The organism is Burkholderiaceae bacterium DAT-1, assembly GCA_019084025.1.
Lineage (GTDB): Bacteria > Pseudomonadota > Gammaproteobacteria > Burkholderiales > Chitinimonadaceae > DAT-1.
On sequence record JAHRBI010000006.1, the window covers coordinates 381,434 to 401,414 of the forward strand.

The following is a 19,981-nucleotide window of genomic DNA, read 5'->3' on the forward strand; positions in this document are numbered from 1 at the left end:
AAAGACTATTTATGTTGTCCCAATTGAAACAAACGCCCAAGGGTGCACTGATTGGCTATGGGCTCTTTGCCGTGGCGGTCGCGATTGCGCCCTGGGTAATTGGTGCCGGATTCGGCAATACCTGGGTACGCAATATCGACATGGTATTGCTGTACGTCATGCTGGCAGTAGGCCTGAACATTGTGGTGGGTTACGCAGGTCTGCTTGATCTCGGCTACATCGCCTTTTATGCGGTGGGTGCCTATGTTTACGCCCTGCTCAACTCACCTCACCTCACGCCGCTCCTCGAGGGCACCATCCTAATGGGACTACTGCATCCGCCACTGTGGGTATCAGTTCTCATCGGTGCAGCGCTAGCGGCATTGTTCGGGGTGCTACTTGGCTCACCTACCCTTAAGCTGCGTGGCGACTATCTCGCAATCGTAACCTTGGGCTTTGGTGAAATCATCCGCCTGTTCATGAACAATCTGGATCGTCCGGTCAACATCACCAATGGCCCACAGGGCATTAACATGGTCGAGCCGGTTTCATTGTTCGGACATCAGCTGAGCGACGCTATTACCATCGGTGGATTCGAGATCAAGCAGTTATACCTCTACTACTACCTGTTCCTGGCGCTGGTTTCAGTCGTGGTGATGGTATCCATCCGCCTGCAGCATTCGCGCATCGGCCGCGCCTGGGTAGCCATTCGCGAAGATGAAATCGCAGCGAATGCGATGGGGATCAATACGCGTAATGTGAAATTGCTGGCGTTTGCCATGGGTGCAAGCTTCGGCGGCATTTCCGGCACCATGTTTGCCGGCTTTCAGGGTTTTGTCTCCCCTGAGAGCTTTACCCTGATGGAATCCATCATGATTCTGGCCATGGTGGTGCTGGGTGGGATGGGTCATGTACCCGGCGTAATTGTGGGGGCACTGCTTCTGTTCGCAACGCCTGAAGTGCTGCGCGACATTGCCGATCCGCTGCAGGATAAGCTCCTTGGTCAGCGCCTGATCAACCCCGAGAACTTGCGCATGTTGCTGTTCGGCATCGCACTGGTTGTCATGATGCTGGTTCGCCCGGAGGGCATCTGGCCAAGTAAGCGCCGCAAGGCAGAGTTCCACGAAGGCGATGCCAAGGCGGCTCGCGACCTGGAGAAGGAGAAAGCCAGTGTCTGAACTGCTACTTGAAATTTCCGGCATTCACAAACGGTTTGGTGGTTTGCACGCGCTCAATGACGTCGGTCTGACCATTAATCGTGGTGAAATCTACGGCCTGATCGGCCCCAATGGCGCGGGCAAAACCACGTTATTCAATGTGCTGACCGGCCTGTATCAGCCCGATGAAGGCAAGTTCACCTTCAAGGGCATTGACCTGTTCCGCAAGAAACCAAACATCATTGTTGAAGCGGGTATTGCACGTACATTTCAGAATATTCGCCTGTTTCACAACATGACGGCGTTGGAAAACGTGATGGTTGGCCGCCATGTGCGCACCAGTACTGGCCCCTTTGGCGCCATCCTGCGCACGCCGGCCGCTAAACGCGAAGAATCGGCTATCCGCGCCCGTGCAGTCGAACTGCTTGAATATGTCGGCATCAAGTCGCATCAGGATGAACTCGCACGTAATCTGTCCTATGGCGATCAGCGCCGACTGGAAATTGCGCGCGCGCTGGCGACGGATCCGGAGCTACTTGCGCTGGATGAGCCCGCCGCAGGCATGAACGGCAAGGAAACCGAAGACCTGCGTGCGCTAATGGAAAAGATTCGTGCCGATGGTGTCACCATTTTGCTGATCGAACACGATGTGAAACTGATGATGGGACTGTGCAACCGGATCGCGGTGCTCGACTACGGCAAAAAAATTGCCGAAGGGATACCGGAAGAAGTGAAGAATAATCCACGCGTGATCGAGGCGTATCTGGGAGTAGCGGCAGAATGAACGACAAGCAAGACATCCTGCTCAAGGTCAGCGGTCTCGAAGTCGCATATGGTGGCATCAAGGCAGTGAAAGGTATTGATCTGGAGGTGCGCAAAGGCGAACTGGTCACCCTGATTGGCGCCAATGGTGCTGGCAAGACCTCTACCCTCAAAACGCTTGCAGGCATGATCAAACCCAGCGCGGGTACAATTGAGTATCGTGGCGAAAATACGGCACGCATGCATACACACCGCTATATCTCAAATGGCCTGACCATGGTACCTGAGGGACGCGGTATTTTCGGACGTCTGACGGTAGAAGAAAACCTGTTGATGGGAGCTTACTATCGCAATGACAAGGATGGTATCGCGGCCGATCTGGAAAAGGTCTATGGCCTGTTTCCGCGGGTAAAGGAACGCTTCCGCCAGCTTGCAGGCACCCTTTCAGGAGGCGAGCAACAAATGGTCGCCATGGGTCGCGCCATCTTGGCTCGTCCGCAGTTACTGCTGCTGGATGAGCCCTCAATGGGTCTGGCACCGCTGATCGTGCAGAAGATCTTTGAAATCATCAAACAGATTTCGGAGGAAGGCGTCACGATTTTGCTGGTGGAACAGAATGCCCGTTTGGCGCTGAAAACAGCTGATCGCGGCTATGTGATGGAAAGTGGCCGCATCACTTTCTCCGATGCTGCAGATGCGCTGCTGGATAATGAAGGTGTGCAGCGGGCTTATCTGGGGGAGTAATCAGTCGTGTGCAGAGCGAGCCACAGCTGTGCGCTCGCTCGCAACCCCGGCAGTCAGTACACCATGTCTGCGAATCATTTCGTCGTACATCAGCTCGAATTGGGATTGCGCCTGCTGCTTGACCCGATCATCCGTCACAAACGATGCCCAGATACCATCGTAAATCCAGCTCGATTCATACACAACGCGGGTATGTCGGCCTTCTGGCATAAAGGTCGTGACTGTATCCATATGTTTAGCGGTGCCACCCACCGCGTGAGCCTTTACACTTCGCATCGGTTCGAGCACGACATCACGGGTCGATACGACTTCATTCGAAAAGACACCTGCCCGTAATCGCGTCTTCTGATACAGGCGAAATACCTGTTCATTCCCCGACACGATTCTGCTTTCCGTAACATCGGGCATGAAGGATGGCATGTGCGTGTAATCGGTCATCACCTGCCAGACTTCTGACACAGAATAAGGTACAACAAAACTCAGTTTAAGCGTCCACTCGCTTCCTTCATGCACAGCAATCGAGTGGTAATCAGGCAGGGGCGCCGCCTGTACGATGTCCGCAGCCATCACCAAGCTAAGCACCCGCCGCCCTAGACGCGCAATCATGCGCCCATCTCCCGTAACGTCGCACGAATCAGGCGGCCTGAAATGCTAAATTCGGGAGGAATGAGGGGGAGTGAATGGATAGGAAACCACTGTGCATCTTCAATTTCGCCGTCCTGTGGGACAATCTCACCGGATATCCACTCGGCGGTAAACGCCAGCATCAGACTATTCGGGAATGGCCAGGACTGGCTGCCAAAATAATGGAGATTGCCTACTTTTACACCAACCTCCTCCATGATCTCGCGATGAACACAGTCTTCGAGTGACTCTCCCGCCTCGACAAAACCTGCCAGCGCGCTATACATACCCGGAACAAAATGCGCCTGACGTGCCAGAAGCATTTCACCTTCACGATAAATCAACGCCATCATGACCGGATTAATTCTCGGCCACGCGCGATGCCCGCATGAAGGGCAGGCACGCGCACGTTCCGCCACGAGCATCTCCATGGGCGTTCCGCACACACCGCAAAACTGGTGAGTTCGGCTCCATTCCAGCAATTGTGCAGCTCGTCCGGCCAACGCCGAAGCCGTTTCATCCATCTGCATCATCGCTGCACGCAATGACACTGCGGTATAGCCGTCCGGCACGTGATCCAGAGAAATGGTCCATACCTCTCTCTGATCCAGGTAACCTAGAAACAACGAAGTGGAGGCCTGCTTATCCAGCCTTCCATCTTCAAGCATGACGGACATAGATGCATCGGCATTGAGGAAGTGCTGCCCGGAAAAAGGCAGCCTATAGGCATCAGACTGAATGCCGATGGGGGAAACGACAGATGCAACAAATTGAGGCATGGCGTGTACCGGCACACAAAAGCGAATTAGGCGCGACGGCCACAGTATACGCAAATGTACGGCACACAATCCATGTCAGTTCGGTTTCAGCACATACCGTTAGCTGCGACCCAAAGCAGGAATCAGCTGGATAAGCCCGTTGACCATGAATTCAACAGAAATCGCTGACAAAAGCAGACCCATGATACGTGTGGCAATATTGATACCGGTTTGGCCGACTGCGCGCGAAATCGGATCTGCCAGACTCAGCGCCAGCCAGATCAGGATGCCAATACCGGTAGCACCGGCGATGAGGTAGAGATATTCGTACCAATGCTGGATGCGTTGCGCGTAGATGATCACTGCACTCATGGCGCCCGGCCCTGCCAGCATCGGAATCGCCAATGGGACGACTGCGATATTGGCCTTGTGCTCTGCCTCCACCTTTTCCTCATTGGTCTGGCGGGCATTGCCGATTTGCGCATTCAGCATCGATATCGACACCAGCAGGATCAAAATGCCGCCCCCCACCTGAAATGACGGAATACTGATGCCGAAAAAGCGAATGATCCAGTCGCCCAGAAAACCTGACACAATAATCACCATCATCACCGCAATAGAGGCAATGCGCGCAGTCTTGCGCCGCTCTTTGTGTGTCTGATTGGCAGTCAGGCTAATGAACATCGGGATATTGCCGAGTGGATTAATCAGCACAAGCAATGAAATGAAAGTTTTAAGTGCATCCATGGCAGCAGCAACCAGCAAAAGTAAAACAAAGGGCGCATCATAGCCGTTCTATATCTGGCTGTTCCTGCGTTGTATCAAAGTACCAGACTTTGTTCAGTCCCAATCGCTATAATCATCGACCATGAATACTGAATACGCCATTGATCATTACGAAAACTTTCCGGTTGCATCTATCTTGCTACCTCGCAAGATGCGCCGTCCTATCAGTATCGTGTACAAGTTCGCTCGCAGTGCAGACGACTTTGCTGACGAAGGTGTTGCCAGCGATGAGGACAGGCTTGCGCAACTACAAGCTTACAGGGATGAACTACAGCGGATTTCAAACGGAACGCCACCCGAAACTGCCTTATTTCGGGATTTGCAGCATGAAGTGATTGAGGCCTATCAGGTTCCCGTTCAGTTGTTCATCGACCTGCTGGATGCATTCAGTCAGGACGTCGTGAAAAAGCGATACGCAGATTTTGGCGAGCTGATGCAGTACTGCCGTCGCTCCGCCAATCCCGTGGGCCGGATCGTATTACACATTGCCGGTCAGGCCGAACCACGCAAGCTGGCACAATCGGATGGTATCTGCGCCGCGCTGCAGCTCATCAATTTCTGGCAGGACATTGCCATCGATTTGCAAAAAGGCCGGATTTACCTGCCACAGGATGAATTGGCGCGATTCGGTGTCAGTGAGGCGCAACTGTTTGCAGGTGATACCTCTGGCGGATTCTGGCCCTTGATGCAGTTTCAGATCGAGCGTACTAAAAAGATGCTGGAAGCGGGGTCTCCACTGGCGTTGACACTCCCGGGACGTCTCGGCTGGGAAATTCGCCTGACCGTGCTGGGCGGCGATACCATTTTGCGGAAATTGCATGCGTCACACGGCGATGTGTGGCGACATCGTCCAGCATTACGCCCCCGAGACTGGCTCAATATTGTATGGCGCTCAGTACGTGGCCCGGAAAAACGCCGACATCACACCTGCGGACACTGATGCATGGATGAATAGCATTTCAACAACAATATTTTCGTTTTCTTTTCTTTTCATTTTCAAATACTATTCATTTATGGTGTTTGTGATTAAGATGCTGGCCATCGTCACCACTTAGGATCAGGAAGGTTACGCTCCCTGACCGTACGGAATAACATGAGCCCACGATCCCGCGTTCGTTTTCGCCACTCATTCATTTCAACTGCAACATTGCTCGCCCTGACGCATTTGCCTGCACAGGCACTGACTGCGGGCAATGTGAAGACACTACGTGCAGAGGCATCGACGCAATCAGTCGATATCCGCACTGATAACGGGATGCATGTGCAAATTAATCTCCTGCGTCCGGACATGTTCCGTATTCAGGCGGGTACTGGCGATCAGTTCACAGGCGCGGGTGATAAGGCTGCGCCCATCGTCATCAAACAATATGGTGACAAAATCAACCATACCCTGAGCACCGAGGGTGACTATCAGCTCTTGCGCACAGATGCCATGGCGCTGCGCATCTATTCCAAGCCGCTCCGATTTGCGCTGTACAAGGCAGATAACGCTACGCTGATCTGGCAAGAAGTACAGCCACTGCAGGTCAGCAAGCGTGAGTCCGTACAAACACTGGACAGCAACACTGCTGAACACTTTTTTGGCGGTGGCCAGCAAAATGGTCAGTTCGAGTTCAAGGGTAAATCACTGGAAGTATCCTACTCCGGTGGCTGGGAAGAGGGCGATCGCCCCAGCCCTGCCCCGTTCTACTTCAGTACCCGTGGTTATGGTGTACTGCGCAATACATGGGCAAATGGCAGCTATGATTTCCGAGCCCAGGAATTCCTGACCGCGGGACATCAGGAAGAACGCTTTGACGCCTATTACTTTGTGGGCGATACACCAGCGAAACTGCTGTCCGCTTTTACTGATTTGACCGGACGTGCGGGCAAACTGCCACGCTGGGGTTACGAATACGGTGATGCTGACTGTTATAACGATGGCGACAATGTCAAAAAGCCAGGTACCGTGCCAACCGGCTGGAGTGATGGTCCAACGGGCACCACGCCTGATGTAATCAAGAGCGTTGCCGCCAAATACCGTGAGCACGACATGCCCGGTGGCTGGATTCTGCCCAATGACGGCTATGGCTGCGGTTATACCGATCTCCCCAAAGTGGTCAAGGGACTGCAGGACTACGGTTTCAAAACAGGCTTGTGGACTGAGAATGGCGTCGACAAAATTGCATGGGAAGTCGGTCAGGCAGGCACGCGCGCTCAAAAACTGGATGTAGCATGGACAGGGAAAGGCTACCAATTTGCGCTTGATGCCAATCAGGCGGCCGCCGACGGTATTCTGAAAAACTCGGACTCCCGCCCCTTTGTGTGGACAGTAATGGGCTGGGCAGGCATCCAGCGCTACGCCATTACCTGGACAGGTGATCAGACCGGTAGCTGGGATTACATCCGCTGGCATATTCCGACCTTGATTGGCTCGGGTCTTTCCGGTCAGGTCTACGCCACGGGTGATGTGGATGGCATTTTTGGTGGCAGTCCGGAAACCTTTATGCGCGATCTGCAATGGAAGGCCTTTACACCTGTACTGATGGGCATGTCAGGCTGGTCCAATGCCGAACGCAAGCATCCCTGGTGGTTTGATGAACCCTATCGCAGCATTAACCGCGAGATTCTCAAGCATCGCATGCGTCTGATGCCGTACATCTACACCTATGCGCATGACGCTGAACAAACCGGCGCACCGATTGTTCGAGGTTTGATGTGGGATCATCCCAATGATCCGCACGCCCACACTGAAGACTACAAGTATCAGTTCTTCCTCGGTCGTGATTTCCTGGTTGCCCCCGTTTACCGTAGCCAGGCGACAAGCGGTGGATGGCGGCGCGGAGTGTATCTGCCCGAGGGAGAATGGATCGACTACAACGATGGTCGCGTCGTAGAAGCAGACAAGCATGGCAAGCTGCTCGATTACGCAGTGAAGCTAGACACACTGCCGGTTTTCGTACGCGCAGGCGCCATCATTCCGATGTACCCGACTGCACTGTTTGACGGTCAGGTTCCCAAGGATACTGTGACATGGGACATCTATCCCAAGGGAAACAGCGCGTTTACCTTGTATGAAGATGATGGCAATACCCGCGCCTATCAGTCAGGCAAGTTCAGCCAGCAACGTGTCAGTGTGTTCACCGATAGTGCCGCCGGCATCCGAGTTGAAGTCGGTGCAATTGCGGGTAGCTACGACGGACAGGAAGCAGAACGTCGCACCATTTTGCAGATTCATACACGCACAGCACCACGTCAGGTTCAATTGGGTGATACCGCGCTACGCGCCCTCGCCAGCCGTGCTGAATTGGATCAGGCCGATTCAGGCTGGTTCTTTGATGCGACGGACAAATACGGCATCCTGACCATCAAAACGAGCAGGGCGTCAATCCGCCAGTCAACATCCTTTTTGATTCAGCAAGATACCCAGGCTGTCGTCACACCCACCGCAGGCTATCCTGCGGCTCCGGATCTTGGTCGTACCGTACCAAGTGATTCGATTCGTGTCGTGAATCGACCGGCAGAGGAACCCGGCTATCCGCTAGAAAACGCACTGGACGAAAAACCTGATACCTGGTTCCGAACCATACGCGATCTGGCCGTCAAGACCGGTCCGCATGAATTTGTACTGAGCCTGGGTGAGCGCCGGATGATTGACGGCATCCAGATCACCGGGCGCACAGACAAGCACTGGCGTTATGGTCAGCCGAAAGACATTGAACTGTACCTCGGCGACAATAATGGCGATTGGGGCAAGCCGATCTATCGCGGGACGGTGCCACTATCGGATAGCCTGAAAACAATCGAGTTTGCGCCGCATGCCGGTCGTCTGCTGCGTGTACGTATCCTGAGCACGCATGACGAAGATGCTGAAGGTAACAACTCCGATCCAATGGTACTGGCTGCCGAGGCAAGCGATGCGCCACCTAAGGCTTTTAATGCCTTTATTCCGCAAGACATATCGTCTGTGATTATTTCGACATTCAAGATTCTGGAGTTCCAGCAGCCTAATCAGCCTAAGCAACAGCAATATTTGTCCGAGGCTAAGTGGGATAAGGCTGACAATAGTGCTCGATCCGTTGCACTCAATCATCCAGGTACGCGGAAGCCCAGTGCCGACTCCATGCGCATGAATGGCCTGGCATTCCGTAAGGGGCTCGGCGTCAGCGGCAACAGTCGCATCGACTATACGCTTAAGGGTAACTGGCACCTTTTCCGTGCGGATATTGGCGTGGATGACGCGTGTAGAGATGCAGGTGGCTTGCAGTTCCAGTTGTGGGGTGATGATCGCCTTCTGTATGACAGCGGCCTGATCAAAGCGCCAGCTGTTGTTAAACCCGAGCTGGATATTCGCGGCATTCGCCAGTTGAGTCTGCGCACCTTGGGCGCCAAAGGCAGCAAGCCTGCCGAGGTATGCGGAAACTGGGCAAATGCAATGGTGACCGGTTTATCAGGCGATTCGATCGGTACACACTGATAGGCTAGGTACGGCCTCATCAATATGAAAACGGGACAGCAATGTCCCGTTTTTTATGATGATCCCGTCAGAATAGCCGCCAGGATAGTGCTGCTATGGTGCCGGCGGCGCTTCCCTGGTCAGTGCCGCGATGGCTGTAGTCAGTTTTTGACGAGCGCCAAATAGTAACTGGCCGCCGTCGCCCTTCTCCACCGTGAGCAACTGCTGTAACAGGCTATTGAATACAGGTGCCTGACTGCCCAAAAAGCCCACTTGCCGCAACTCGGCTTCCAGGTGTTCCCGAATATCGGCAAGTGCATCGGAACGCGTACTTTGTTGTCGTTGCAGCTGAACAAACAGATCGTCGGAAACCTCTCGCAGCGCCTGCAGCAAATCATCCTGAGGGCCGTTATTCAGCGCAGACGCACGTAAGTCGGCTACGTCCACCATGGTACAGAATTGACTCTGAATGGCTTCACTTCGTTCTGGCGCGTCTTCCGGCATATTTTTTATCATGAGGGAAACACATCCCTGCGTGATCGAAGTGCGGCTCCCGTAAGTCGAGATTTTAGGTGTACCAGGCGCTGACAGCCCTTGCAGAAGCACTGCTTCCATCGTGCTCCGCTTGCCGGCGGAATTCATGGTAAAGTCGTTTTGACCTCTGATCTGTACTACGCCCTCCAGCCCCGCACTCGACATAGCGTTCAACATCGCCTGGGCAATCTGCTCTGCGGCGCTCGCTTCTACGATTTTACTCACTGCACGTAGCGCCTGCTCCCGGCTCTCGACATCACCACCCAGCGCATGCTTTGCTGTCTCCAGTGCTTCTCGTGCCGACAAACGCAGGGTTTCGATCTCATTTCTGGCTTCTAGCGTTTGCGCGACCTTTGTATACACCTCTTCCACATTCAACGGTTTAACAATGAAATCATCTGCGCCCGCGGCATAGGCAGCCAATCGCTCTTCTGCTTCACTATGTGCCGACACAAAAATGACGGACGGTGGTTCAGGGTCGCTACCGCCTTTGATCAGTCTGCACACGTCGTAGCCGTCCATACCGCTCATTTCAATATCAAGCAGGACGACATCGGGCTTACTCCGGGACACGGCTTCCATTGCATCATCGCCGCTGCGGGCATAGCGCACCTCGAAGTCGTGCTCCAGCACGGCCTTCAGAATGGCATAGACGTATATGTCATCGTCTACGATCAGAACGGCTTTGCGCATAGTGTGCTTTCCTGTTTCCGCCTGTTACGACATTACGGATGCCGGTCGGCTCAGTCATGTGGTGCCCACCTTCGTGGATCCTCATAAAAAAACAATAGCAGCTCATCGCAAAGTCGGCAGTTTTTTAGTGGATCTCGCTTTCCATGCACTTTCCTTTCACATCGGGTTGAAATTCCAGATAGGCCAGCCATGATAAAGAGAGCGGAAATTTCCGCGAACTTGCCCTCAGGGCGAGTAAACCGCTTTTTGATTGTTTCCGCCCGCTGGGGCTGAACCCACAGGAGGACCGCGATGGCCAAAAAAATTCTTGCGGTGGATGACTCCCCGTCCATCCGCCAGATGGTCGGTTTTACGTTACGTACTGCCGGATATCAAGTCACTGAGGCCAATGACGGCAATGCCGGACTCAATGCAGCCAAAGGTGGGCAATTTGATCTCGTACTGACCGATATCAATATGCCGGGTATGGATGGCTTTGGGCTGACCACTTCACTACGGTCGCTACCCAACTACAAGTCCACGCCCATTCTGGTACTCACCACTGAAGCGGGCGACGAAATGAAGGTCAAAGGGAAAGCAGCCGGGGCGACTGGCTGGCTGGTTAAACCATTTGATCCCACCAAGTTGCTTGATGTGGTCAAACGACTGATCGGCTAAGTCTGTCGCACACGCAACAGGATGATGTTCGGGTGGTTTATGGAGCACACACGACATGAGCAATGAAGCAAACGGCCAAGACACAGAAGTACTCATTTTCGCGCTTGGCCAAGAAGAATATGGTCTGGATATTCTGAAAGTACAGGAGATCCGAGGCTATGAGGCGGTAACCCGCATCGCAAATGCACCGACGCACATCAAGGGTGTGGTGAATCTACGGGGAGCCATTGTCCCGATTGTGGATTTGCGCCTCAAATTCAATCTGCCAGAACCGGTTTACAACGAGTTCACGGTTGTCATCATCCTCAACGTCAAGAATCGCGTTGTGGGCATCGTGGTAGATGGCGTCTCTGATGTACTGCATATCGCAGGTGATCAATGCCGCCCGGCGCCCGAGTTCGGGGCTGCTGTTCAAAGTGATTACATCGAAGGCTTGGCTACTGTAGAAGACCGCATGATCATCTTGGTTAACATAGAAAAAATGATGAGTGCGGAAGATATGGGGTTGTTCGACGAAGTCGCGGCCTGATCAAGTCAAACTATCCAGGTTGTATCGCAGGAGGAAACCATGCGTTCATTGAGCCAGAACGTGGGCTTATTGCCCCGTATTGCCACGATTGCCTTAATTGCAGTCGCCACACTTAGCATTCCCTCATGGGAACTACTCAAGCATAAGCGGGAAGACCAGACATTTACCGCCAAGGAGCGCTTAGGCATACCCGCGCTTCGTGCATCGTTGGATATACAGGACGCCTTTATCAAACAGCGTGCGGCCGCCAATGCTTTGCTGGACAACCCAGCGAATGGACGGGAACGTTATCGCCAGGCCAAAGATGCAAGTTTGCAAGCAATTGCACAATTCAGCAAAGCTGCGGACAGTGCAAGTGATACCAGACTCAATACAAATATTCGTACCTTACAATCCTCTGTCGAGCAGCTGGATCAGTTTATGGCCGGCACACCCAGTCGGCCAGAGGCTGTCAAGCGCCACTCGGAGTTGATCGGACGCATAGGCTACCTGATTTCAGATACATCAGACGCGTTCGGTATCACGCTTGATCCAGATACGGATAGCTATTTCCTCGCATTTCTCGGTGCCACTGTGCATCCGCAATTAAGCGATCTGATGGCGCAAATGCGCCCTATTGGCCGGCAGGTCATTGTAGAGGGCAAGTCGGATGCGGTGCTGCGTGAGCGATTTGAACAAGTCGCCGCTACCACTTCGCTGCGCCTTGAGCAATTGGAATATATCTCCACAAAAATCATGGATGCCAATCCGGTTCTTGCCGCGCAATTAAAAGGCGAAGTTCAGAGTACCAAGGATGGCTCCAACAAGATCACTGAACTGGTACGCGGACTCGTATACGGCACAACCACCGGTATTGTCAGCGAAAAGTACACCGAGCTGATCGACCCGCCCTATCAGGCGCTCAAAAAGAACAATTTGCTCGCACTGGATCATTTAGATGAAGCCCTGATTGCACGTGATAAAAAACTCGCCGGTGAAGTCCGCATCATGGCACTGCAGTTTGCGGGTCTAGCCATTATCCTGGCCTTGCTGACATTTTTTATCGCTCGCTCAATCACCGCTCCGATTCAGCGCGCCATGCAGCATGCACGCAAAATTGCCGACGGTAATCTTGAGAGCAATGGTCAGGTAGTAAACGGCAATAGTGAAACCGCCCGCTTGCTGCGTGCACTGGACGACATGCGCAAACAACTGGCTGAGACCATTGAACGCGAGCGCCAGAGTGCGTCTGAGAATGCTCGTATCCGGATTGCACTGGATAGTGTCACCACCTCAGTGATGATTGCGGACAGTGAAAGACGCATCATCTACGCCAATCCGGCTGTACTTGAATTCTTCTCGAGTGCGGAACACGAATTCCGACAGGTGCTGCCAGAATTCAGGAGTACAGGCATTCTGGGCTCCAATATGGATCAGTTTCACAAACGCCCGGAGCACCAGTCGCAGCTTTTGTCTAATTTGAAAAGCACACATACCGCCAATATGAAGGTCGGTTCCATGACGGTTCAGGTTGTCGCGAATCCTGTCATTGATGAACATGGTGCCCGTCTCGGTACAGTGATTCAGTGGATAGACCGCACCGCCGAGGTTGCCGCACAGGAAGAAGTTGCTGCAATCATCGCCGCTGCCGCTGCGGGTGACTTTGATCAACGCCTGTCCCTGGAGAACAAGGAAGGATTTTTCCTCGAACTGGCGCAGCAGCTGAACAAATTTGTCCAGACCGCATCGGATGGCCTGCATGAAGTCGCAACTGTTCTGGATCATTTATCCAAGGGCGATCTGACATACAAAATCGAGCGCGATTACGATGGGCTGTTTGGCAAGCTGAAAGACGACAGTAATCGCACCGTCGATAATCTGAACGATCTGATCTCCAATATTCTGGGTGCAGTAGAAACCATACGTGCAGCATCGCGCGATATTGCCAAGGGCAATCAGAGCTTGTCCGAGCGAACAGAATCGCAAGCGGCCAGTCTCGAGGAAACTGCATCCAGTATGGAAGAGCTGACCAGTACGGTGAAGCAAAATGCAGCCAATGCGCAGGAAGCCAACCAGCTAGCCATCACCTCGGCCAGGGTCGCCCAACGTGGCGGTCAGGTGGTCGAGCAGGTTGTCGAAACCATGGGTGAAATCAATACATCGGCTAAAAAAGTGGTCGATATCATCAGCGTGGTGGATGGAATCGCTTTCCAAACCAATATCCTGGCACTCAACGCAGCCGTCGAAGCGGCACGCGCAGGTGAGCAAGGTCGCGGCTTTGCAGTAGTGGCAAGCGAAGTGCGTAGTCTCGCCCAGCGCAGCGCCTCTGCTGCCAAAGAGATTAAGGCACTCATTGGTGATTCCGTCCTGAAAGTGGAAACCGGTACGCGTCTAGTCGACGAGGCCGGTAAAACAATGACTGAAATCGTCGAATCGATTGGCAATGTCGCACAATTGGTCAGCGAAATCTCCCTGGCGTCTACCGAGCAAAGCGCGGGTATCGAGCAAGTCAATATCGCCGTCAGCCATATGGATGAAAACACTCAGCAAAACGCAGCACAGGTTGAGGAAGCGGCGGCAGCTGCAGAGAGCATGTCCGAGCAAGCGGCGTCCCTCGCTGAATCTGTATCTGTGTTCCGCTTACCGGGGCAGTCTGGCGCTGAGGCGGGTGTTCGCAATGGTCAGGCGCCTATGGCACGCCGGATTGCAGGGCCACAATCGCGCGGCAAGCCAGTTGCAACTCGCCTGACAGCCAATGGTGACGGAGAGTGGCAGGAATATTAATGGTCTCCACTATCTGCTCAACCGCCGCCGAACTGGATGCATCCTGTTCCCGATAAGGGGCAGTTAGCCGGGAAATACAAAACGAGATGAGCCAGGGATTTGAAGAAGTACTGTCACCTCACCGTTATTACGACAAGTACTTCGAAATTGAAGCGGTGAAGCTGTTGCCAGGCGAATACTTCGCCACGCAACGGGATATGTTACTGGTCACCGTTTTAGGTTCCTGCGTATCAGCCTGTATTCGTGATCGCAAGCATGGGATCGGTGGCATGAATCATTTCATGCTACCGGACTCCAGTCAGGACAATATGGATCCAATTGGTTTGCCTAGCCGATTTGGCAGCTATGCCATGGAAATGCTGATCAACCATCTGATTAAACTGGGTGCGGAGCGTCGTAATCTAGAAGCCAAAATCTTTGGCGGCGGACAGGTACTACGCGGTTTCACTGTCTCAAATATTGGCGAGCGCAATGCCGACTTTGTGCATCAGTATCTGGATGCAGAGCGTATTCCCATTCTTGCAGAAGATCTGAACGACATCTACCCGCGTAAGGTCTACTACTTCCCCAAAACCGGCCGCGTTCTGATTAAAAAGTTGAAGTCGGTTCACAACGACACCATCGTTCAGCGCGAGCGCGAGTACGGCACACGTCTCAGCCATGCCAACTTTAGCGGTGACGCTGAACTGTTCTAGTGCCTCGGATTCAATAACGGGTATAGGGTGTCACTACCTTTTCTGGTGTTGCGGGTGCTTGCACCGGCTTGTCCAGATCAACCCGTAAATACAGGCCAACATAGTTTGGCGCGTAATCTGCTGAATGATCCATTGATCCCTCCAGACCCCAGCGCCAGCCCGGCCAGGGCCGAAATTCCAGCATCCCATTCAGGCTGCGTCCTACTCCGCCCCCTGCCCCGCCCAGAAAGACGGGATTACCTTGTGATGCCTGCAGTGCTGCATCGGTCGGATACCAAGGCATATCCTTCGTCCAGGTACGCGACTCACTCAGTGAGCCACGTATATCCCAAGCCCATTTGCCAGAATAGCCACTGTACTCCACAGGCAATGCCAGGCTGGTGTAGCGCTGTGGACTGTAATAGCCACCCTGCCCGAATGTATAGTGACTTAAATCCTGAGCATAACGCCAGTGAGATATCGCCACGCCCGCTTCGATTCGCTGGCTATTATTCTGCCAGACAGGACGTGAGGCTGCGAAACGTGTCTCGATACTATGGTTATCTTCGACATGACGTCCGGAATACCCGTGTACACCTAGAGATGCAGACATGCTCCATACGCCCACATCTTTGGCGATACGGCTATCAAGACCGAACTGCCTTACCCCACCCGTTACCGTGCCATCTTGCATGCGAATGCCTGCAAATGAGAGCAAACTTGATGTCACTGGTCGTCTGGCAGCGATGATCGACCAGCTACCATTTTCCAGATCTCCGCCAAACTTGGCCCCCCCCACAAGATCCACTACTGGGAAACCGAGCGGCGTCGTCCCTGCATCGAGTCGATACTGGTCACCTTCGATACCTACTCCAATCGCGGTTCCACGTGCCCGCTGGCCGGTAGGTGTCTGCAAGCCGCTAGCCCGATCGAGGGTGGCTGCATACTTGCCATACCGATAGGTAGCAAAATAGTTCCCGGCAGGCAAAGTGCCCGCATCAAGACGCATCGGATCAAGCTGGGCAAACCAGCGGATACCCGCATTCCAGCGTCCACGTACTTCCAGGGGCGTCTCAATCTGGTGAATACTTGAGATACCGGGATCTCCCGGCTTATTTCTGATTTGCAGTGATGAGCTTAGATAGGGACGTGTCAGGTCGCTGATGCTATCCATTGCCCGCTCGGCATCAGCCTTGGCCGACGGTGTTTGTCTAGCCTGCTGGAAGTGGACAAGCGCCGCATCATATTGCCCTTTGCTACGTGCCATCTGACCTGCCTGCAATGCGATGCGCGCATCTTCGGGTGCAGATTGTGCGATCAATGCCAGTTCGCGTTCCGCCTCCTGATCCAGACCCAGTCCAACCATCCTGCGCACCAGTGTGAGCCGCATGGCAATATCGTCCGGCGGAATGCGCGGCCGCACAGCATGCAAAGCTTGAATGGCTGCTGGTCGCGCACGCGTCTTGCCCAGAAGCCGAACCTCGTCCAGCTTGAGGTCAAGATTATCCGGCTCCGCAGCCAGGCGCCGGCGCACCCATACCAGTGCCTTATCCGCGGCACCAGTTGATTCATATGCTTCAGCCAAAGCAGATTGAAGCACTCCCTCGTCTGGCGATACCGCTAGCAAGCGTTTGTAATGCGTAATGGCGCCTTCGACATCTCCCGTGGCCACAAGGGTGTCGCCGGTTTGTCGCGCCCAGTCGATTTCCAGCACGTGACGCCGGTTCTGTTGCGCACGCTCCAGCGATCTCCCGGCCAGCCACTTCAACTCTTCGCCGAGTGACTCAACCAGATTGGCCACAGCAGCAAGATCTGCCCGATCCAAAATACGTTCTGCATCATCAGGTCGAGCCAGTGCCAGCCCCCGCTTAGCCAATGATTGGGCTTGCATTACCTCGCCCGCACGCATCCAGGCCCGTGCAATATCCGTTAGACTCTCAGGATCACCCGCGGCATCTGCCTCCGCCTGCACTAATAGCTGATTGGCGGCAGATGTCCGGCCTGCAGTGCGCTGCAACAGTGCCTCCTGCAGGCTTGATTGAATCGCAATTCGGCGAACGAGTCGGGTAATTGATGGGGTTCTATCACGGTCGGGCACAGCAGCAAGCACATTACCCGCCTCTGCCCATTCGTCCATACCTGCCAGAATCAATGCAAAGGCATACTTCCACTGGGGCGATGCGATCACCTCGGCGGGCGCACCCTGCATGGTTTCTCTCGCAAGCTGAGCTTGCTCATTTTGCTGCAATACCCGCGCCAGATCATAACGCAGCCAGATGTCGCGAGGTGCCAGACCAAGCGTCTGCTCAAGCAGGTGTCGGGCTGCGAGCGTTTTGCCTGCCATCAGCAGCCGATCAGCCTCATGTCGCTCCAAGGTGACGCGCGCAGAAGCAAGGTCGGTTTCCATGGATGCATCGCGGGCAATGGCTTGTGTCATTAAATCCCGCGCTTCTGCGTCGCGCCCTGTCTGCAAGGCCAGTGCAATCCGCCCGACCCACGCATCCCGGTTATCTGGAGACTGCTTGAGTACCGCGACATACTGGCGTTCGGCTTCTTCCAGTCGTCCGCGCGCCTCCGCAACCTCGGCGAGCAATAGGCGTGAACTTGCATCCTCTGGTCGTGCCTTGTAAACCTCAAACGCCAGTGCTTCTGCGCGTTCAACTTTTCCTTCATCGAGTGCCTGCCGTACGTGCTTGCGCAATCCCCAATATGTCGCGGTTTCCACAAGTGAAGACCATTTGCGCTGATTATCGGGATCTTTTGCGGCAGCACGCAGGAACTGACTCGCGGCCTTGGAGTGTTCACCCGATTTGAGCATCAGGCGTCCCCATGCACCTATCCAGCGTACATCGTCGCGCAGCTTGCCACTGACCTTATCCAGCGCAGCCCTGGCACCGAGTGCATCATCCTGCTCCAAGGCAGTGATCCCTGTTTTGAGTGCGCTTTCATCCGGATCAGCCGACTTGCGCGCGACTTCTACACTGATTCGGGTAGCTTTCTCTAGTGCTTCGCGTACCACCGAGTCTTTCGGATCGAAAAATAGGTAGGACTCGTACATTCGGACATTTGCAGGCAAGGAATCCAATGCGACTAGGCCATTCCGCCACATCGGAAGCGCCTCATCCTTGAGTTTGCCGGCTTTCACCAATTGCTCTAGCGTTGCCAGCGCTTCCATCCGCATCGCAGGCTTATCAAGCTGCAGCTGTGCCAATCGCAAGCGGAATAGTGGCTCAGTCGGGTAGCGATGCACCAAAGCCTGCCATTCGCTCATCGCCTCCTGGCGCGCCGTTGGCGCACTGGCCAGAATACGCAGGTATTCTGGCAAAAGTGGTCCCGGAGGCAATCCTTCCGGGAACAGGGACTTGAGCATGGGTAGTGCATCAGCACCTCGCCCAGTGCTCGCCATCAGCCTCACTTGTGCAAGTTTGGCCTTGTCCGGTCCTAAAATCCGCAAGAGTTGTGATAGCGCAATTACACTGGCATCTGTCGGCGCGATCCGCTCAAGCTGTTTCAGCTTGCTACTGGCTTGCGGCACCTGTCCCGCTCTAGCCTCAATCATGGCGAGGCCGGCCTGTGCGCCAATATCGCCCGGACGTGCTGTCAGCAACTTCTCCCATGCGGCACGCGCCAAATCATCGCGCCCCTTGATGCTCCAAAGCGTCGCACTTTCGCGCAGCACTGACTCTGGCGACATCTCGCCGGCAATGACCCATTGCGGCGCGACCAACACCAGCGCTATCGGGGTAAGGAAGGTTTGCAATGTTGCCATGCTGTTATCAATGATCCATCAGCTTGAAAAGCGAATCGTCCTTCAACCGCCCCTTGTCCAAATAAGGTAAGGGAATGATCATAGTAAGCATCACGGGCGGGCGGACGTGCAATGAGTCGGTCAACCTGAGACTGCAATGCCTCTTTTTCGTCTAGTGCGCGCAATAAGGGGATCACCGCAGCCGAGAACCCCACAGGGCCAGTGCCATCAACAAGCGCCCCTGTTTGCGCATTCACCACGCGTGGCGGTACGCCCTGCCGCTTTACCTCTTCTGCCATGGGGGCAAATCGTTTAGCGAGTAGTTTGCTATCGTTCTCCGACTTGTCCATCAACCCGACCCACATGTAGACGCGGATCGCGTTATAGCTTCCCTCTACGCCATCTTTCTCATCGGGTTGAAAACCTTCTTTAGCACGGTACTCCACCCAATCAGGCGCAAATCCTTTGGTCGCTGTTTCCTGCAAGATACGTACGCTGCTGCGATACACTTGCGACCAAATTGAACCAGGATGCCGCACGGCGAGTGCCTTCAGGATAGAGGGTTGCAGATAACTCGGATTGAGTTTCCACCGCTCACCTGCTTTCAACTCGAACCCGACAGGGCCTGGGAGCAGAACCGGGCCAAGTCCAGGCAACTCTTTGACCTCATCCTTCAGGATGCGGCGCGCAAGCAATTTACCCAGTGCTTCATATCGCGGGATATGCCAAAGTCGTCCTGCTTCTAGCAAGGTATAGGCGATCAGCACGTCTGCGTCACTCGCAGCATTGCTATCAATCACCGCCCACTCGCCGCTGTCTTTTTTCCCCCACAACCATGCGGGCAAATTGGAGGTCAGATCTGCCCGAGAGAGATTGTCCTCGGTCCATTTGAGAATGAGATCAAACGACTTGCGATCTCCTGCCACCAGCGCGAAGAACAATCCGTATGACTGACCTTCCGAGGTCGTTATTTTGCGAGCATCCCCCGGATCGACAATGCGTCCTGACGGCTCCATGAGCGCATCACGATATTGAATCCATCCAGCCCACTCGCTGCACTCTGCCCCCTGTACACCGAACACCGCGCAGGTAGTCAGGGCTAGCTGCTTCCAGGCACGTCGCCAGTTCATGCCCAACA

15 protein-coding genes are annotated in these 19,981 nt (G+C 54.2%); 9 read left to right on the top strand and 6 right to left on the bottom strand.

The features are described 5' to 3' along the window. Positions 1 to 11: 11 nt before the first annotated feature. The 3 genes from KSF73_14855 to KSF73_14865 are packed head-to-tail and all read left to right on the top strand — an operon-like array spanning position 12 to position 2,642. Positions 12 to 1,157 (top strand): ABC transporter ATP-binding protein, encoded by a 1,146-nt coding sequence (locus tag KSF73_14855; GenBank protein ID MBV1776996.1) that lies wholly within the window; start codon positions 12 to 14, stop codon positions 1,155 to 1,157. Continuing rightward, complete coding sequence (locus KSF73_14860) at positions 1,150 to 1,920, top strand: ABC transporter ATP-binding protein (GenBank protein MBV1776997.1); 771 nt, start codon at positions 1,150 to 1,152, stop codon at positions 1,918 to 1,920. The genes KSF73_14855 and KSF73_14860 overlap by 8 nt, the downstream gene beginning before the upstream one ends. Further along, entirely contained in the window at positions 1,917 to 2,642 is a 726-nt protein-coding gene (locus KSF73_14865; GenBank protein ID MBV1776998.1) for an ABC transporter ATP-binding protein, read from the top strand. The genes KSF73_14860 and KSF73_14865 overlap by 4 nt, the downstream gene beginning before the upstream one ends. Here KSF73_14865 and KSF73_14870 read toward each other — a convergent pair whose 3' ends face one another. The 3 genes from KSF73_14870 to KSF73_14880 form a co-directional block, all read right to left on the bottom strand. After that, complete coding sequence (locus tag KSF73_14870; protein MBV1776999.1) at positions 2,643 to 3,248, bottom strand: SRPBCC family protein; 606 nt, start codon at positions 3,246 to 3,248, stop codon at positions 2,643 to 2,645. Further along, entirely contained in the window at positions 3,245 to 4,045 is an 801-nt protein-coding gene (gene nudC / locus KSF73_14875; protein ID MBV1777000.1) for an NAD(+) diphosphatase, read from the bottom strand. The genes KSF73_14870 and nudC overlap by 4 nt, the downstream gene beginning before the upstream one ends. A gap of 99 nt (positions 4,046 to 4,144) precedes the next feature. After that, positions 4,145 to 4,771 (bottom strand): YchE family NAAT transporter, encoded by a 627-nt coding sequence (locus KSF73_14880; GenBank protein MBV1777001.1) that lies wholly within the window; start codon positions 4,769 to 4,771, stop codon positions 4,145 to 4,147. A 121-nt stretch (positions 4,772 to 4,892) separates the two neighbouring features. On the opposite strand from KSF73_14880, the gene hpnC reads away from it, so the two are divergent. Continuing rightward, positions 4,893 to 5,750 carry a squalene synthase HpnC gene (gene hpnC, locus KSF73_14885; GenBank protein MBV1777002.1) on the top strand — a complete coding sequence of 286 codons (858 nt, stop codon included), beginning with the start codon at positions 4,893 to 4,895 and terminating at the stop codon, positions 5,748 to 5,750. A 153-nt stretch (positions 5,751 to 5,903) separates the two neighbouring features. After that, on the top strand, positions 5,904 to 9,266 hold the full coding sequence (locus KSF73_14890) for an NPCBM/NEW2 domain-containing protein (protein ID MBV1777003.1): 3,363 nt from the start codon (positions 5,904 to 5,906) through the stop codon (positions 9,264 to 9,266). Between the two features lie 93 nt (positions 9,267 to 9,359). Here the strand turns inward: KSF73_14890 and KSF73_14895 are convergent, their stop codons facing one another. Then, entirely contained in the window at positions 9,360 to 10,472 is a 1,113-nt protein-coding gene (locus KSF73_14895; GenBank protein MBV1777004.1) for a response regulator, read from the bottom strand. Positions 10,473 to 10,763: 291 nt separating this feature from the next. Here KSF73_14895 and KSF73_14900 point away from each other — a divergent pair, with 291 nt between their 5' ends. The 4 genes from KSF73_14900 to cheD all read left to right on the top strand — a co-directional run bounded on the left by KSF73_14900 (position 10,764) and on the right by cheD (position 15,116). After that, a complete protein-coding gene (locus KSF73_14900; protein ID MBV1777005.1) occupies positions 10,764 to 11,129 on the top strand; it encodes a response regulator in 366 nt (121 codons plus the stop codon). A gap of 55 nt (positions 11,130 to 11,184) precedes the next feature. Continuing rightward, a complete protein-coding gene (locus KSF73_14905; GenBank protein ID MBV1777006.1) occupies positions 11,185 to 11,658 on the top strand; it encodes a chemotaxis protein CheW in 474 nt (157 codons plus the stop codon). A 39-nt stretch (positions 11,659 to 11,697) separates the two neighbouring features. After that, positions 11,698 to 14,421, top strand: coding sequence for a HAMP domain-containing protein (locus KSF73_14910; protein MBV1777007.1), 2,724 nt, complete (start codon positions 11,698 to 11,700; stop codon positions 14,419 to 14,421). An 86-nt stretch (positions 14,422 to 14,507) separates the two neighbouring features. Beyond that, positions 14,508 to 15,116: a chemoreceptor glutamine deamidase CheD gene (gene cheD, locus KSF73_14915; GenBank protein MBV1777008.1), complete on the top strand. Its 609-nt coding sequence runs from the start codon at positions 14,508 to 14,510 to the stop codon at positions 15,114 to 15,116. A gap of 10 nt (positions 15,117 to 15,126) precedes the next feature. Here the strand turns inward: cheD and KSF73_14920 are convergent, their stop codons facing one another. Then, the gene (locus KSF73_14920) at positions 15,127 to 18,864 is read right to left on the bottom strand and encodes a BCSC C-terminal domain-containing protein (GenBank protein ID MBV1777009.1); all 3,738 of its coding nucleotides are present in this window, start codon (positions 18,862 to 18,864) and stop codon (positions 15,127 to 15,129) included. Continuing rightward, complete coding sequence (bcsZ, locus tag KSF73_14925) at positions 18,831 to 19,973, bottom strand: cellulase (protein MBV1777010.1); 1,143 nt, start codon at positions 19,971 to 19,973, stop codon at positions 18,831 to 18,833. The genes KSF73_14920 and bcsZ overlap by 34 nt, the downstream gene beginning before the upstream one ends. Positions 19,974 to 19,981: the final 8 nt, after the last annotated feature.